12 protein-coding genes are annotated in these 15,343 nt (G+C 55.3%); 9 read left to right on the top strand and 3 right to left on the bottom strand.

Features of this window, described 5'->3' with window-relative positions; all coding sequences use genetic code 11:
• The first annotated feature begins 28 nt into the window (after positions 1-28).
• Positions 29-1,276, top strand: a complete 1,248-nt coding sequence (locus tag ABD971_RS21100; RefSeq protein WP_345325325.1) for a NupC/NupG family nucleoside CNT transporter — start codon at positions 29-31, stop codon at positions 1,274-1,276.
• Positions 1,277-1,535: 259 nt separating this feature from the next.
• On the opposite strand, the gene ABD971_RS21095 is transcribed toward ABD971_RS21100, so the two are convergent.
• Positions 1,536-3,131, bottom strand: a complete 1,596-nt coding sequence (locus ABD971_RS21095; protein WP_345325646.1) for a permease — start codon at positions 3,129-3,131, stop codon at positions 1,536-1,538.
• Between the two features lie 430 nt (positions 3,132-3,561).
• Here ABD971_RS21095 and ABD971_RS21090 point away from each other — a divergent pair, with 430 nt between their 5' ends.
• Together ABD971_RS21090 and ABD971_RS21085 are read left to right on the top strand one after the other, a co-directional pair.
• Complete coding sequence (locus ABD971_RS21090; RefSeq protein ID WP_339938070.1) at positions 3,562-4,209, top strand: RNA polymerase sigma factor; 648 nt, start codon at positions 3,562-3,564, stop codon at positions 4,207-4,209.
• Positions 4,210-4,344: 135 nt separating this feature from the next.
• The gene (locus ABD971_RS21085; protein ID WP_345325322.1) at positions 4,345-5,394 is read left to right on the top strand and encodes an anti-sigma factor family protein; all 1,050 of its coding nucleotides are present in this window, start codon (positions 4,345-4,347) and stop codon (positions 5,392-5,394) included.
• 79 nt (positions 5,395-5,473) lie between these two features.
• On the opposite strand, the gene ABD971_RS21080 is transcribed toward ABD971_RS21085, so the two are convergent.
• Positions 5,474-6,979, bottom strand: a complete 1,506-nt coding sequence (locus tag ABD971_RS21080; RefSeq protein WP_345325320.1) for an MFS transporter — start codon at positions 6,977-6,979, stop codon at positions 5,474-5,476.
• 357 nt (positions 6,980-7,336) lie between these two features.
• On the opposite strand from ABD971_RS21080, the gene ABD971_RS21075 reads away from it, so the two are divergent.
• Genes ABD971_RS21075 through ABD971_RS21050 form a run of 6 tightly spaced genes read left to right on the top strand, consistent with a single transcriptional unit; the run spans position 7,337 to position 13,455 of the window.
• Positions 7,337-8,908 carry a GNAT family N-acetyltransferase gene (locus tag ABD971_RS21075; RefSeq protein ID WP_345325644.1) on the top strand — a complete coding sequence of 524 codons (1,572 nt, stop codon included), beginning with the start codon at positions 7,337-7,339 and terminating at the stop codon, positions 8,906-8,908.
• The gene (locus tag ABD971_RS21070) at positions 8,905-9,681 is read left to right on the top strand and encodes a cysteine peptidase family C39 domain-containing protein (RefSeq protein WP_339938076.1); all 777 of its coding nucleotides are present in this window, start codon (positions 8,905-8,907) and stop codon (positions 9,679-9,681) included. Before ABD971_RS21075 ends, ABD971_RS21070 begins: the two co-directional genes overlap by 4 nt.
• The gene (locus tag ABD971_RS21065; RefSeq protein ID WP_339938078.1) at positions 9,674-11,149 is read left to right on the top strand and encodes a RimK family protein; all 1,476 of its coding nucleotides are present in this window, start codon (positions 9,674-9,676) and stop codon (positions 11,147-11,149) included. Before ABD971_RS21070 ends, ABD971_RS21065 begins: the two co-directional genes overlap by 8 nt.
• Positions 11,146-12,417, top strand: coding sequence for a glutamate-cysteine ligase family protein (locus ABD971_RS21060; protein ID WP_345325317.1), 1,272 nt, complete (start codon positions 11,146-11,148; stop codon positions 12,415-12,417). Before ABD971_RS21065 ends, ABD971_RS21060 begins: the two co-directional genes overlap by 4 nt.
• On the top strand, positions 12,414-13,127 hold the full coding sequence (locus ABD971_RS21055; protein WP_345325315.1) for an N-formylglutamate amidohydrolase: 714 nt from the start codon (positions 12,414-12,416) through the stop codon (positions 13,125-13,127). Before ABD971_RS21060 ends, ABD971_RS21055 begins: the two co-directional genes overlap by 4 nt.
• Positions 13,108-13,455 carry a DUF952 domain-containing protein gene (locus ABD971_RS21050; protein ID WP_345325313.1) on the top strand — a complete coding sequence of 116 codons (348 nt, stop codon included), beginning with the start codon at positions 13,108-13,110 and terminating at the stop codon, positions 13,453-13,455. Before ABD971_RS21055 ends, ABD971_RS21050 begins: the two co-directional genes overlap by 20 nt.
• Before the next feature lie 85 nt (positions 13,456-13,540).
• Here ABD971_RS21050 and ABD971_RS21045 read toward each other — a convergent pair whose 3' ends face one another.
• The gene (locus ABD971_RS21045) at positions 13,541-15,163 is read right to left on the bottom strand and encodes a Mur ligase family protein (RefSeq protein ID WP_345325311.1); all 1,623 of its coding nucleotides are present in this window, start codon (positions 15,161-15,163) and stop codon (positions 13,541-13,543) included.
• Positions 15,164-15,343: the final 180 nt, after the last annotated feature.

The following is a 15,343-nucleotide window of genomic DNA, read 5'->3' as shown; positions in this document are numbered from 1 at the left end:
CGAGAGCGCCCGAGGAGCCTAGCCGATCATGCAGTCGCGAATCAGTTGCATGGTGGGGCTACTTGTTTTTATCGGCATCGCGTGGGCGCTCAGTGCGAACCGCAAACGTTTTCCCGTTCGCGTCGTTGTCGGCGGGTTGTTGCTGCAATTAGGGCTTGGCTTTTTTGTGCTCCGCACGCCTTGGGGGCAAGCACTGTTTGAACAGATCGGCCTGGGTGTCACCTCGCTACTCGGGTTTGTGGACGAGGGGTCGTCGTTCCTGTTTGACATTCATCCGCGAGCCGACGATCCGGCAAGCGACACGATTCCGGCAAAATACGCACTGTTGCGAACGTTCGCCTTTGGCGTGCTACCGACGATTATTTTCTTTTCTGCACTGATGTCGGTTTTGTATCACATCGGCATCATGCAGTGGATCGTGTTTGCGATGGCTTGGGTGATGCAGCGAACGCTCGGCACAAGCGGCCCCGAGACGCTGGCGTCCGCAGCGAATGTATTTGTCGGGCACACCGAGGCACCGCTAGTGGTCAAACCGTACTTGGCAACGATGACCAAAAGCGAACTGAACGCATTGATGACCGGCGGGTTTGCGACGGTCACCGGCGGGTTGCTCGGCGCGTACGTGGACATGGGAATCGACGCCAGCCACCTGATCACCGCTTCGGTGATGAGTGCTCCGGCGGCGCTGCTGATTGCGAAGGTGATGCTGCCCGAATCGGAATCAACAACTGACCCCCAATCGCTCCGATTGACGCACGAGAAAACAAGCGTGAACGCGATCGGTGCTGCCGTGCAAGGAGCATCGGACGGTTTAAAACTTGCTCTGAATGTGGGTGCGATGCTGATTGCATTCTTGGCGCTGATTGCGTTGGCGAATGCGATTTTGGTTTCGTTGACGGGCGTTTCACTTGAAACGGTGCTCGGCTACGCCTTTGCTCCGTTGGCCCTGTGCATGGGGGTGCCGCTGGATGAATCGGTAGCAGCAGGTCGCTTTATCGGTCTAAAGACCGTTGCCAACGAATTCATTGCCTATATGCAGCTCGGCGAATTGAGAGTCGATGATCCCGCGTGTCCGATCAGCCCACGCACGAAAGCAGTTTTGACTTATGCGTTGGCAGGCTTTTCCAATTTCGGCGCGATCGGCATTCAGGTCGGCGGCATCGGCGGTCTTGAGCCAAGTCGAAAAGACGACTTAGCCAGACTGGGTTTGCGGGCGATGGGCGGTGGTCTGCTTGCGTGCTGCATGACCGGTGCGGTCGCAGGTCTTCTGCTGTAGCCGGAATGAATATCGTTGATCACGGCGGACTAAGCAGTTAGGCAGAAGTCTTTAAGTAAATTGGCCGTTTTAGCAAACGCTGTGAAGCATTTTTTCTTATAAGGTTTGTGCTAATTTAGCGTAGCGGAAGTCGTCAAGACTTTCGTTCCATGGTGTATGCCCCCCGAAACTCTTGACGAGTTCCGCTACGAAATGCATCACAGCCTAGTGCCCAAGCGGCTAACGGGATTTCACCCAATGATTCCTGCCTACCTTCTTATCAAATATCGCTTGCAGCATCATCCACGACGTTGGCTGGCGTGTAATACGACCAAGCAAAAATCAATGCTGCCGAGGCGAAATAGCCCGCGACAAACTCGATCACCAAGCGGCGATCGGCCGGATCGAGTGTGATCCCGTCGCCCCAGCCATCCAATCCAAATGCCTCAGGCCCGATGGGCAAGAACAATCGATTGCCTGAAAGTGGCGAGTGAATGATGCCAAACGTGGTCAGCACCCCGGCGGCGACCAGCACTGCCGCAGCGACGCGCAATTTGCGGTCGATCAATGCCGCCAAACACCAAGCCCACAACAAGCTGGTTATGATGAAGCCGTTACTCAGCATCGAAAGCGTCAGCAGATCTCGCTTCAATCCATCGCCGCTGAGCGTCTCGAGGTTGATTCCCGCATCCAGAAGTGCTCCGTCGCCTAACATGCGTCCCGGCAAACTCATCGCTAGGAACGCCAGCGCAGGAAGACACGCCAAGCCGACGGCGGCATAGTGACGCCGCGGCGTGGCTAGAAAACTTTGGGCGGTGATCTCGAGTCCGATGAAGACCAAGATCGGGTAGACCACGGGCTTGGGCATCCAAGCGTTCAGCCAACCGAAATAGCCGACCAATCCCGCAGAACCAACCAGCAGCGCCGTCGCCAGCGTGTAGGCAGCACGGCCCCCCATCGCCTTGTAAGCCGGATGCCCGATGTACGGAGTGGTTTGCACCACGCCACCAAACAATCCCGCGACCAACGTGGCAACGCCTTCAACGCCGATCACTGTTCGCGTGTCGTAGTCGTCCCCGGCCGCTGCGGCGCTTTCGGTACAGTCGATCCCGCCCACAATCGTGGCGATGGCAAACGGGAACGCGATCGGCAAATACGGCAACGCATCGGGAAAAGCGGCGACCCAATTGAATTGCCAACTTTCCAGCCAATCCATCGGAAACCACTCGCTCGGCGGCGTTTCCGGAAACGCGTAACCACTTGCCCCCATCGAGCACAACAAAAAATAGACCGCTCCGGCGACCAACAGGGCTCCGAGGGTCCCGGGGGTTCGCCCCGGCAGCGGAATCTTGGCCACCAGCGCACTGAGCACGATGACCATTGCCAACATCCCCGGCAACGGGTGCCCAAGGATCTCGATCAGCGGAAAGAAACTAATTAGCACCAGCGCGATTGCCGCTAGCGATCCGAGCAATCCGGCTCGCGGGACCACGCGTTGGCCCCAGCGAGTGAGAGGGGAAAGGGCAATTTTAAGTAGCCCGCTGAGCACGATGCACCAGATCCCGATGTACCAAGTCCGGTATGCCGCATCCAATGGTTCCAATCCCGCCTGGATTCCCTGCAAATAGGAGGGCCCCAGGATAAACAGCGTGATTCCGTAGGTTGACGGTGTATCGAGCCCGAGCGGCATCGCGGTCACGTCGCTGTGCCGCGACTTTTTGGCGAGCCGAAACGCGAGGTAGAAAAATGCCAAGTCGCCCACCACGACGCCCAACGCTGTCCCCGGCACCATATGAGAAACCGCAAACTCGGTGGGGAAGCCAAACCCAGACAACAGCGCAACCAACAACAGCAGCCCCACCACATTATCGAGCATCAACCCGAAAAACGCATTCACGTCACCTGGCTGAGCCCAATGATAGCGAGGAGGATTGGCAGGAATTTGTTGGCTCAATGCACCGCTTTTCAATCGGGAATGGAACGCTGGATCTCCATGGAGCCCTATCGTAGCAACTGATTCATATCGAGATGGCTCGGGGAAACTTTAATTTCAAATCCCAAACCCCCCCCGGATGTGCGGTTTTTAAGATCTGGTGAAAATCGCTTTGACTGCATGCAATATTCTGAGATACTAAATGGGACAGGGAACAAACTCGCATGACGGACGCCTTTTCATTCTCCCTCATTCGCCAACAAGGGCGTGCTGTTTTCCTGTATAATTAACGCGTCTATTATTCCAAAGACGTATCACTTAGTTTTTATTGCGGTTCTTTGCCTCCTTATTCCATCACTGGAAGGCTTTTCCGATGAGCACCAAGACTCTAACTCCCGCAATCGCCGGCGAAAACGCCCACAGCGATCTGTCGGATGAGGGACTGATCACTCAGTACCGAAGCACGGGCGACCGAAGTCTGTTTGAAACGTTGATTCAACGTTACGAACGAGAGATTTTCAGTTATTTGCGGCGTTATGTCGGCAATTCAGAGATTGCCGAGGATGCATTTCAGGGAACATTTCTACAGGTGCATCTGAAGTGTCAACAATTTGATTCGTCGCGACGATTTCGTCCTTGGCTGTATGCTATCGCCACGAACCAGGCGATCGATGCTCAACGCCGCAACAAACGGCACCGAATGGTCAGTCTGGATCGCAACAACGCGAACGAAAAGGATGACCGCGCGGGCAGTTGGTCTGAAAAATTGGTCGGCGACACCGTGGATCCGCATGTCGCGGCCGCCCAGGAAGAGAACAGCCGCTGGGTCAACCACTCGGTGCAAAGCCTGGGCGAATCGATGCAGCAAGTGATCAACTTGGTTTATTACCAAGGGCTGAAGTACCGCGAAGCAGCGGACATTTTGGGAATTCCCGTCGGCACCGTGAAAAGCCGTCTACACGCGGCAGTCCAGCGTTTAGGCATCTTGTGGGAAGAGTCTCACGAAGAACGCAGCGAGTAGATCTGCATTCCAGCGATGTCTCGGTTCGTCGATTCGCCGAACCACTTCGACTGCTCGCGCGTAGAACACGAATCACCAATCGAGTCATTCGGGACTCGATTGGGCCCGTGACGCTCAAATCAGTGTTGGAAGTTGATGCACGAAGACTTGCTCGGATACTTGCTAGGCGCCCTTGAGCCGCACGAGATGGATCGTGTCTCACAGTGGCTCCGGGAAAGCCCCGAAGCGCGTCGCGAGCTCGAGCAGATCGAGCGCGCCTTGCGTCCATTGGAAGAGCACTATCAACCGTCCGAAAGCCCGCCACCGGACTTGGTTTCACGCACGCTCGCCAATCTGCCGCCGCTGCCGAAACCGGGCGATTGTTACACCGATCCGGTTGCTTCGTCGGATGACGACCTTGTCTCGCTGCCCGCAATGAACAACGGGGTCGACCCGTCGCGGGATTCCCAATTCACATGGCTTGATTGGCTTGGCGGCGCATTAGCCACCGCCATATTGCTCGCATTACTGCTGCCCTCGATCGCCGAGGGCCGTTTTGAAGCTCGCAAATCCGCTTGCCAAGATCAGCTACGACAATTCGGCACCGCATTGACTCAATACGTTTCACGCGATCACCAAAACCGCTTGCCGGCGGTCGCCAAAGAGGGCCCCGAAGCCTTTGCAGGTGTGTACGCGATGCGTCTGAACGACGCCGGATTGCTATCGGACATCTCAGGACGATGGTGCGCCTCGCTAGGACGTCCTGAAGCGGTCGAGGCGGATCTAACACAGTTGGACGAATTTGCTTCGGTCAAAGATTTGCACCGCGCATCGGTCGACCAATTGCGTGAGATTCAGCAATTTGCTGGCGGGCATTATTCGTACACGCTCGGAGTCGTGGACGGACAGCAGTTCAAGTCACCTAAGTTTGAATCGCGTTCTTCGTTTGCGGTCATGTCCGATGCACCGACGGGGCGATTCAGTGGCGTCGACATCCAACCGCAGAACGTCGGACACAGCGGACTGGGGATTAACGTGCTCTACGAAGATGGGCGAGTTCAGTTTCTTTCCCTCTCTTCGCTCAACCAAATCCCCGATCACCCCTGGCTGAATCACCGCGACGAGATCGAAGCGGGGGTGAACATTGACGATGCGTCGCTGGCGCCAAGCTATCGCCCGCCGTTTGCGGATGTCCGTCAACGTTAGTGACAGCCCGCCCGGGACAGCCCGAAACTCTTGCCGAGTTTCGCTCGCCCCCTCGGCAAAAAACCTCTTTGCCGAAGCACTACTCTGATTCGGTCGCCATCCGCAACGCGGCGGTGGATGAACGTCGCTGCAGCGATGGCAACACCGGCGAATCGAGCGAGGCACCGTTGGGCCGTACGCTGAGCACTCGCACTCGGACGCGTGACATCAAGCGACGCCCAGGTTGAATTCCAACGAGCAAACTGAGCGCCATTAAACGGCCTAGCGATGAGATGCCAAACAGCATCCAGTACGCTTTCTCGCTGGCTTCGAAGTAGGCCAAGATCCCACCGCCAATCGCGGCACCGAAGCACCAAGAGGTGCAATTGGCGAAGTTGTAGAGTGTCAACATCTTGGTCCGCCGGCTGGCGGGCACCGCATCAAAAATCAGCAGAAAAAAGCCTAGTTCGTAAGCTGCCCAGACCGTTCCGCTGATGATCTGGATCATCGCAATCCACCAAAAATTGCTGGACAGAATCCACAGCGATGCGATCGGGACAATCCCAATTCCGCCGATCCACAATAAGCGTTTGGCACCGTAGCGACGCCCGAAATTCCCCCAGTACGAGAGGGCAATGATCTTGGACACGAACGCCAGCGCCAACAACGTGACAAAATCTCGGTAGGACAGCGACAGCTTCTCGAGCATGTAGGGCGAAAAATAGGGACCACTCAGCTGGACCATCCCTTGCACAAACACCAAATAACCAAGCAACCGGATCGCCGAAATTCCGATCGACGATCCAGAGGGTTTCGTGGGTACGACCGCAGTTGTCGCGGAAGCTGTCGCGCGACCACGATCGGCATTGGTCTGCGGTTGATAGGCCAGATGCGGAACCGTTTGTTGGGAAGCTTCACGGGAAGCAGTATCCTTGGCCGCAGCATTCTTGGCCGCAGCATCCTTGGCCGCAGTGTCACGTGCGGAAGTCACAGGCGTGGTGCGATGAATGGTGAGCATCAGGACCGATAGCAAACGAAACAGACTGGCTCCGAAAAACGCGATCGCAAATCCGGTCGTCACCCAGTCGCCTTGTTCGGCCCATTGCAGCAGCAAACCGCCGCTGACCAACCCCAGCAGCGTGGTGACTTGTGCCCATTTGGTTCGCCGCGCGAAATAGATCGTTCGCACACGTGCTGGAACGATGCGTTCGATCCATGTGTTCCACGCCGGTCCGGTCGCCAACCCCGAGGCCCAATAAATCGATGCGAACACCAACAATGACGTCAACGAAATCGATCCCAACATCGCCGCGACCGCGATCGGAATCAAACTGGCGGCTTGCAAGCATCCACAGAAAACGACCCAGCGTTGTTCAAATCCGAACCATCGCACCGCCGCAGGGGAGACCAACTGCGCCACCCCGCCAAAAAACAGAGGAACGCTGCCGACCAATCCCGCCGATACTTCGCCCAACCCCACCGCCAAGGCAAAGGCCGCGAAATAGGATTCTCCCAGTCCGACCATCACGCCATAGCTCGCCCCGTCAACAAGGCTGACGCGGAGATTGGATCTCGTTATCGACGATGAATTGGAACCAAAAAACATGGAGATCCAGGCGAAAAACAGAGGGACGAGCAAACGGGTTGCCGTCGGGAAGGGGAAGCGCCCCACGACGTGCTTCGAACGAATACGTTCTGACGAACCAAACGATAAAAATCAAGCTCGTCGTGAGTTGCGCAACTTGTAATGGGAAGTCGACTCTAAAATCGAGAGGAAAATCTTTTCTAAAGTTCGCGATTCACCACTCGTCCAAAATTCACAGATGGATATGATTCGCCAGAGTTGGCATCTTTTTTTAAAAGCAATGACCAGCAGCCCCTGTTTATTGACGCAACGCCCCCGAGAGAATACGTGACCGACGACGCAAGCGGAGAATCCCCTCAAAACCTCAACGAATCTGGCGTGGGAGAGGTCTCGGATGAAATCGATCTTTCCAAGTTTGAATGGAACCTTGTCGTTCGATCGACCACAGCGGACGATTTCGAACCATTGATGGAGATCCAACGAAAGTGTTTTCCGGGAATGCCGATGTGGACGGCCGAGCAATTGGCAAGCCAGTTGGAACGATTCCCCGAAGGCCAATTTGTCGTCGAGTGTGATGGCAAAGTCATCGCTTCCTGCAGCGGTCTGCTTGTCAATTACGACGACAACTTGGAGTGGCACAATTGGCAGAAGATGGCCGATGGTGGCTTCATTCGCAACCACGTTCCCGGTGGCGACACACTGTATGGGATCGAGATCATGGTCGATCCCGATTATCGCGGGATGCGTTTGTCGCACCGTTTGTACCAAGCCCGCAAAGATCTTTGTCGCCGCATGAACGTGGCTCGCATCATCGTGGGTGGCCGAATCCCGGGGTATCACAAACACGCGGACCGCTTGACCGCGCGCGAGTATGTCGAGCGAGTCGTCGAGAAAGCACTTTATGACCCCGTACTGTCCCCCCAAATCGCCAACGGTTTCGCGCTGCAAGGACTGATTTCAAACTACTTGCCGTCGGATCACCAAAGCGCCGGCTATGCAACCTTTCTGGAGTGGAAGAATCTCGAGTTCAACCGAGCGCCAACGCGGCGGTATCGGCACAGTGTTGAACCGGTTCGCATCGGCGCCGTCCAGTATCAGATGCGCGCGGTCAAAGATTTTGAAGAATTTGCGCATCAAGCTCGTTACTTTGTCGACGTGGCCGGCGATTACAAGTGCGATTTCCTGCTGTTTCCCGAACTGTTCACGCTGCAATTGTTGTCGTGTTTACCGCCTCAGCGACCGGGCAGTGCCGCACGGGCTTTGTCGGAGTTCACACCGCAGTATTTGGAACTGTTTACCGAGATGGCAATCTCGTTTAACACCAACATTATTGGCGGATCGCACTTCGTCGTCGAAGATGAAACCCTTTACAACATCTCGTATTTGTTTCGTCGCGACGGCAGCATCGAAAAGCAATACAAGCTGCATATCACACCGAGCGAACGTCAGTGGTGGGGCGTAACCGGCGGCGACAAGGTGGAAGTTTTTGATACCGATTGTGGTCCAATTTCGATCCAAGTCTGCTACGACTGTGAATTCCCCGAAGTCTCGCGGATCGCAGCCGAGCGCGGGGCAAACATGGTGTTTGTGCCTTTCAACACCGACACAAAACTGGGTTATCTGCGAGTCCGATTGTGTGCCCAAGCACGCTGTATCGAAAACCACATGTACGTCGCGATTGCTGGCTGCACCGGCAACTTGCCCTTTGTCGAAAACGCCGACATCCACTACGCCCAATCGGCAATCTTTACTCCCGCGGACGTCACATTTGCGCGTGATGCCATCGGCGCCGAGGCGAACGCCAACGTGGAAATGGTGATCATCCATGACGTTGATCTTGAATTGCTTCGTCGTCACCGCGAAAAAGGCAACGTCACGAATTGGCGAGACCGCCGCACCGACATGTACCACGTCAACTACAACAACGGCCATGAGGTTCGCCACATTTGATCACCCCTCCGATACACCACTTACCGCTGAGCATCCTGGCTCAGCCAAGTGATTCCGATTGCGGCCCGACGTGTTTACACGCGGTCTACAATTACTGGAAAGATGAAGTTCCGTTGGAGCAAGTGATCCGCGAAATCGGACAATTCCGGCGCGGCGGCACACTAGCGGTTCAACTGGCATGCCACGCGCTTGCACGGGGCTATGACGCCACGATCGTGACGTACAACCTACAATTTTTTGACCCCACCTGGTTTCCGCCAGGCCGCGTCAACTTGGCCGAAAAGCTAAAGGCTCAATGCGAAGCCAAGATGGCTAAGGACGAGCGATTTGAAATCGCCACCGAATCGTATTTGCGATTCCTTGAACTCGGCGGTCAGGTGCAAATGGAACCGCTCGAAGAAAACCTGATCGTACGAACTCTGATTGCCGGAGTCCCACTCTTGAGCGGACTGAGTGCAACGTTTTTGTATCAGGAAGCACGCGAGCGGTATCAAGTCCGTGACGAGTCGGGCCGCACTGGTGTCGCCGACGATGTCGCGGGTGAACCGGTCGGTCACTTTGTTGTCTTGTACGGCTACGACGGGCAAACCGGACAAGTCATGTTGGCCGATCCGTTACAGAACAATCCGATCGCCGAAACCCATCTTTACACGGCTCCGTTGTCCCAAGTTGCAGCTGCTATTTTACTCGGCATTGCAACCTACGATGCAAATCTACTGATGATTCGCCCGCGGAATCATCGTCCGTCTGGAAAGGCCTCCGTAAATGTCTGACGTGATTGTCACTGAATCGCAAGCGGGATGGATCGGAGCGATTGATGGTGTCGAAGTCGTCGATCCGCGTGAATACCTGACCGATCCACGTTGGAACCGCCGACGTGGAATCAAAGTCTATAACTTGGCGAATTCGTACCGCTACCAGAGCTTTGGTTACTACGTTTCGCTGTTGGCCGAAGCTCGCGGCCATCGACCGATGCCCAATGTGATGGCGATCCAAGACTTGGCCGGCAAAGCCAATGTACGACTGTTGTCGCCGGAATTAGATGAGCTAATCCAACACGCGCTTTCGCCGTTAACAAAGGACGAATTTGAGCTAAGCGTCTATTTTGGTCGTAACTTGGCCAAACGATACGACCGTTTATCACGCGAATTGTTTAACACGTTCCCTTGCCCCTTACTGCGTTTCGAGTTCACGCGTCGCAAAGAAAAATGGCGACTGCGACGAGCCGAGGTGATCGGGATTAAATCGGTCCCGCAAGCGCATTGGCCGTTTGTCGCTCAGCAAGCCGAACTGCACTTTGCAGGCCGTGGCGCGGCGCGAAGCAAGAAAAACTCGCTGCGTTATGACCTAGCCATCCTTCATGATCCCAACGAAAAAGACCTTGCGCCGTCGGATCCCAAGGCGTTGCAAAAAATGATCAAGGCAGCGGCCTCGGTTGGTATTCGTGCCGAATTATTAACACGCGAAGACGCGGGGCGACTGCTCGAGTTCGATGCCTTGTTCATTCGCGAAACCACCTCGGTCAATCACCACACGTATCGACTCGCACGCTGGGCCGAACGTGAAGGATTGATCGTGATGGATGATCCTCAATCGATCATTCGCTGTACCAACAAGGTCTATTTGGCTGAAATCCTCGAGAAAGCAAAGATCGATGTGCCCAAGACAATCGTCGTGCACCGCCGCAACGCCGACCAAATTGTGCCAACGATCGGATTGCCCTGCGTGCTAAAACGTCCCGACAGCGCTTTTTCCAAAGGGGTGACCAAGGCAGAAACGGAAGCGGAATTGGCGGAAAAACTCGAGGAAATGTTCGAGCATTCCGAGCTCGTGATCGCTCAACAATTCATGCGAACCGATTTCGATTGGCGAATCGGAGTGCTCGATGGGCGGGCATTTTTTGCCAGCAAGTACCACATGGCACGCGGACACTGGCAAATCGCCAAGTATGAAGACGAAGGCAAACAGACGTTCGGGAAAGCGGAAACGTTGCCCGTCGAACTGGCGCCGCGTCGCGCGGTCAGCATCGCGGTCAAAGCCGCCAACATCATCGGAGACGGCTTGTATGGTGTTGATGTCAAAGAGAGTGATGGAAAATTCTATATTATCGAAGTCAATGACAATCCCAATCTTGATTCGGGGGTCGAAGACGCCATCCTGCGTGAAGATTTGTATCGCCGAATCATGGAATCGTTTTTGCGACGGATCGAGCGTCGCAAAGCGGGAGACAACAATCAATGAACGAAGCTGTAAAACGCGGACTCTTTGAAGCATATGGCATCGAACTGGAATATGTCATCGTCGACCGCGACCAATTGTCGGTACGCAGTAGCGCCGATCGAGTGCTGCAATCGCTGAACAGCGGCAGCATCAACGCCAACACCAGCACGAATGAATTTCCGTCAGACAGCAGCTCGGGGCTTTGCACGTGGTCCAACGAATTGGCGATGCATGTGATCGAGCTCAAGATCACCGATCCGATTCCAAACTTGGTCCGGTTGCCCACTCAATTTGAAAACGCCGTTCGCGCGATCGATCCGGTGCTCGAGCAACATGGTTTGCGGCTACTGCCGACATCGATGCACCCTTGGATGAATCCCGCCCGCGAGACCAAACTGTGGCCGCATGAGTGCCACGAGATCTACGAGCAGTATCACAAGATATTCAACTGCTATTCCCACGGTTGGGCCAATGTGCAAAGCGTGCATTTGAACTTGCCGTTTAACGGCGACGAACAGTTTGCGAAATTGCATGCTGCCGTTCGCTTGGTGTTGCCGCTGCTGCCCGCCTTGGCCGCCAGCTCTCCAATCGTCAATTCGCAAATCAGTGGCTGGCATTCGACTCGCATGAAAATGTACATGTCGCATTGCGATCGTGTACCGGAATTGATGGGACCGGTGATTCCCGAGCCGTTTTATGACGAAGCTAGCTATCGTCGCGAGATTTTCGGACCGATTGCCAAGGCGATCCAACCGTTTGATCCCGAGCGGACAATGGAGTGCGATTTTTTGAACGCGCGAGGTGCGATCGCTCGCTTTGACCGCGGTTCGGTCGAGATCCGCGTGATGGATGTGCAAGAGTACCCAGCCGCCGACGTGTCGATCTGTGCCGCCGTGGTTGCCGTGCTTCGCGCCTTGACACAGGAAAAATGGTCGTCGTTGGAATCACAAAAACAAATGCCAACCGAGCGTTTAAAAACGCTGCTCACCGACTGCTCGGTCACCGCCGAAAACTCGGTCATCGAAGACCAAGAATTTCTGCGACACTTTGGCGTTACCGCTCCCTCGATTCGCTGTGGCGATCTTTGGCAACACTTGGTTCAGACGCTGCGAAGCGAAGATTCGGCGCTGGACAGTTTGATGGCACCGCTGAAAATCATCTTGGACCATGGCACGTTGTCGACTCGCATTTTAAATCTCGTCGGTGATTCGTTCTCGCACGAAGAACTGCATGATGCCTACGATCAAGTCGCGGATTGCTTGCAGCAGTGGCAGCCGCTGATGCCATGACAACGACACGTATTTTAATCACGTGCGAACATGGTGGAAACGAGGTACCCCATGAATACACGCCGCTGTTTACCTCGCCTGGCGCGAAACGAGACCTCCACAGTCACCGTGGATATGACCCCGGTTCGCTGCATGCCGCGACACAGTTGAGTTTGAAACTTGAATCCCCGCTGATCTCGTCGACGACGACGCGGTTGCTGGTCGATCTAAATCGCTCGCTCGACAATCCCCAGTTGTTTTCGAAATACACCCGGTCGCTTACGCAAAACGACCAAGCCTCGCTTTTAAAAAGACACTATCATCCCTACCGAAAACGCGTTGAAGCCAAAATCCGCACGTTGCTGAATTGCCATGACCGGGTGATTCACTTGTCGATGCACACGTTCACACCCCGCTTTCGCGGTTCGCATCGTCCAGTCGATCTCGGCATCCTTTATGACCCCGCGCGACGCGAGGAGCGTCAGTTTTGTGATGCGGTTGGAAACCGGATGGCAGCTTTGGTTCCCTCGCGACGTGTCCGTCACAACGAACCGTATCTCGGCATCGATGATGGGTTGACCACCTATTTGAGAACCCAGCATCCTTCGCAGCGGTATGTAGGGATCGAGATCGAAATCAATAACCGTTATGCTCGGTGGCAAGAAAAGCAAAAACTGACTTTGATCACGCAGCTTGCCAAGGCCATCCGAGATGACTCGTTCGATTTTTAAAATACTTTCCGCCGACCAGTGGACACTCGCGGAAAGCGAAGGTGAGATCCGAGGTGCCCCGATCGATATCCAAGATGGCTTCATTCACCTTTCGGCGCGTGACCAGGTGGAAGAGACTGTCGCGAAGCACTTTGCCGACCAAGACGATCTTGTTTTGATCCAAGTCGACGAAGCCAAACTTGTCGACACACTTCGCTGGGAAGAGTCACGCGGCGGCGCGTTATTCCCCCACGTCTATGGAACGATTCCCTGCGGCGCCGTGGTGCAAACGTGGCCGCTGCAACGGAACCGCAACGGCCAGCACCGCTTTCCCTGGGACAGCGAATGAGTTCGCAGCGTGGTTTCGCTGTCTCGCGGCAAGCATCCTGTCTTACTTGCCCCTCTTATTTCTTGCCCCTCTTATTTCTTAAACGTCATTTCTTGAAGATCGACAAGATCATCGGGTTGTCATTGGTGACGGAGGTTTCAATCTTCGTCGCAGGATGGCGATCGGACTCGGCTGCAATCGCGTCTTTGCACGCGACGACCCAATCGGTGACCTGTGCAACGCGTTGACGTTCCTGTTTGGCTCCGCCTTGCCGAGTTCCCCCTTGCCGAATCCCGCCAATCCATAGAATCGTGTCGCGAGTCGATGCTTCACGGATGGCCCACTGGATCGCGCGGCGATCACTGGCAACTAAACGCAGCAGTGCACAATCCTTGACACCATCGAGCACGGCATGCGATCCGGTCAAAAACAGATCTTTGGATTCTGCGCCACAGGTCACGATCGGCTTGTCGGCAAAACGCTCGAGATGACCGCCAGCCAAGGCAAGCTTGACTGGATCGTCGCTCGGATCAATCGCCATCACGCACCAGAGTCGTCCGCCAGGCTGTTTCATGGAACGAGCCGCACGTAGCGCCGAACCGATTTGCTCGGGGGAATTCGCCGAGTCGATGATCACATCGGCACACTCAAAGGAACTCAGCACCTGCATCCGCCCCGGAATCTCGCGTAGCTTTCCCAGATGCTCGACGAGTTCTTGAAGCGGTTGATTCAGCAGAATTCCAATCGCCGCGGCCGCAGCATGGTTGGACGCCATTGCCGCACCACACAGCGGAGTTTCCATCACTGCGGTGACCGATTCGTTGGTCATCAGCAACGTGGACATGCCACATTCTTGTTCGATCAGTTTTGCGGTGACATCGGCAGCATGACGAACGCCATAAGTAAATGCATTGGCGCCGTGATCTCGCACCGAACGCAGCACGGCAGGCGAATCGGCCGAAACGACCACCACGCCACTGCCGGTCATGCGGTCGAGTACACAATTCAGTCCCGAGGGGCCAAAGTCGTCGTCGTCTTGAGGCGTGCCGGTGATCACCAACAAATCAAATTCAATCGAATCGTATCGTCCGTGCTTGGCATCTTGTTCGGACAATTCGATCACAGCGGTCTTGGCTCCGGCGTCGCAACAATCGCCGAGCCACTGAACCAAAGCTCCCCCGGCCGGAACCGACTCGGATGCGGTCGACTGCACCACGCCGTCGCAATCTCCCAGCCCCGTTTGGTACGAGGTGCGAAGCCCCAGATTGCGAAGCAGCTGAGAAACCATCAAGGCCGTCGTCGTCTTGCCGGCGGAACCAAAAACACCAATGGTCAACAAACGACGGTCGGGGCGATTGAGTCGTTTGGCGTTCACCCCGGCAATCGCCAAATCGACATCTCCCACAACGCATTGCGGTAGCGGGCAAGGCAAAATTTGTTCGGTCAAAATCCCCGCAGCCCCACGAGCCAAGGCCGCTGCGATGAATTCGGTAGGCTCTTGGTCTCCGATCGGGAAAACAACCAACTCGCCTGGCTGTGCCGTGTGGACGTCATCGGCGATCTCGGTGAAGACCACATCACTGGCGGCAAAGAATTTGGCGTTGGGAATCAACGTCGCCAACGACAAACTCCCATCGGATGTCAACTCGGATGGAGTTGCTGTCGAGGTTGGGGCGGAGTGAGAAGACTTCGCACTGGAAACGAACGAAGATTTGACCGCATGACGCATGATGGCCTCCCTGCACATTGCGATGATGATGGTTTCATGGCAAATCCTTTGCCATGCGGAAAAGCAGTCCTCCGCTTCACCGTTGTGTACGAATTGTTCCCATCCGTTTGGATCGGTCAAGAGGAAAAACATCGCCGTAAATGCTAGCAAATAAAGCAGTTAGGGCTCTTTTGCGGGAAA

Origin of the sequence: Novipirellula rosea (genome assembly GCF_039541335.1) — a bacterium.
Classification (GTDB): domain Bacteria; phylum Planctomycetota; class Planctomycetia; order Pirellulales; family Pirellulaceae; genus Novipirellula; species Novipirellula rosea.
This window is presented reverse-complemented; position numbering and strand designations above follow the sequence as displayed.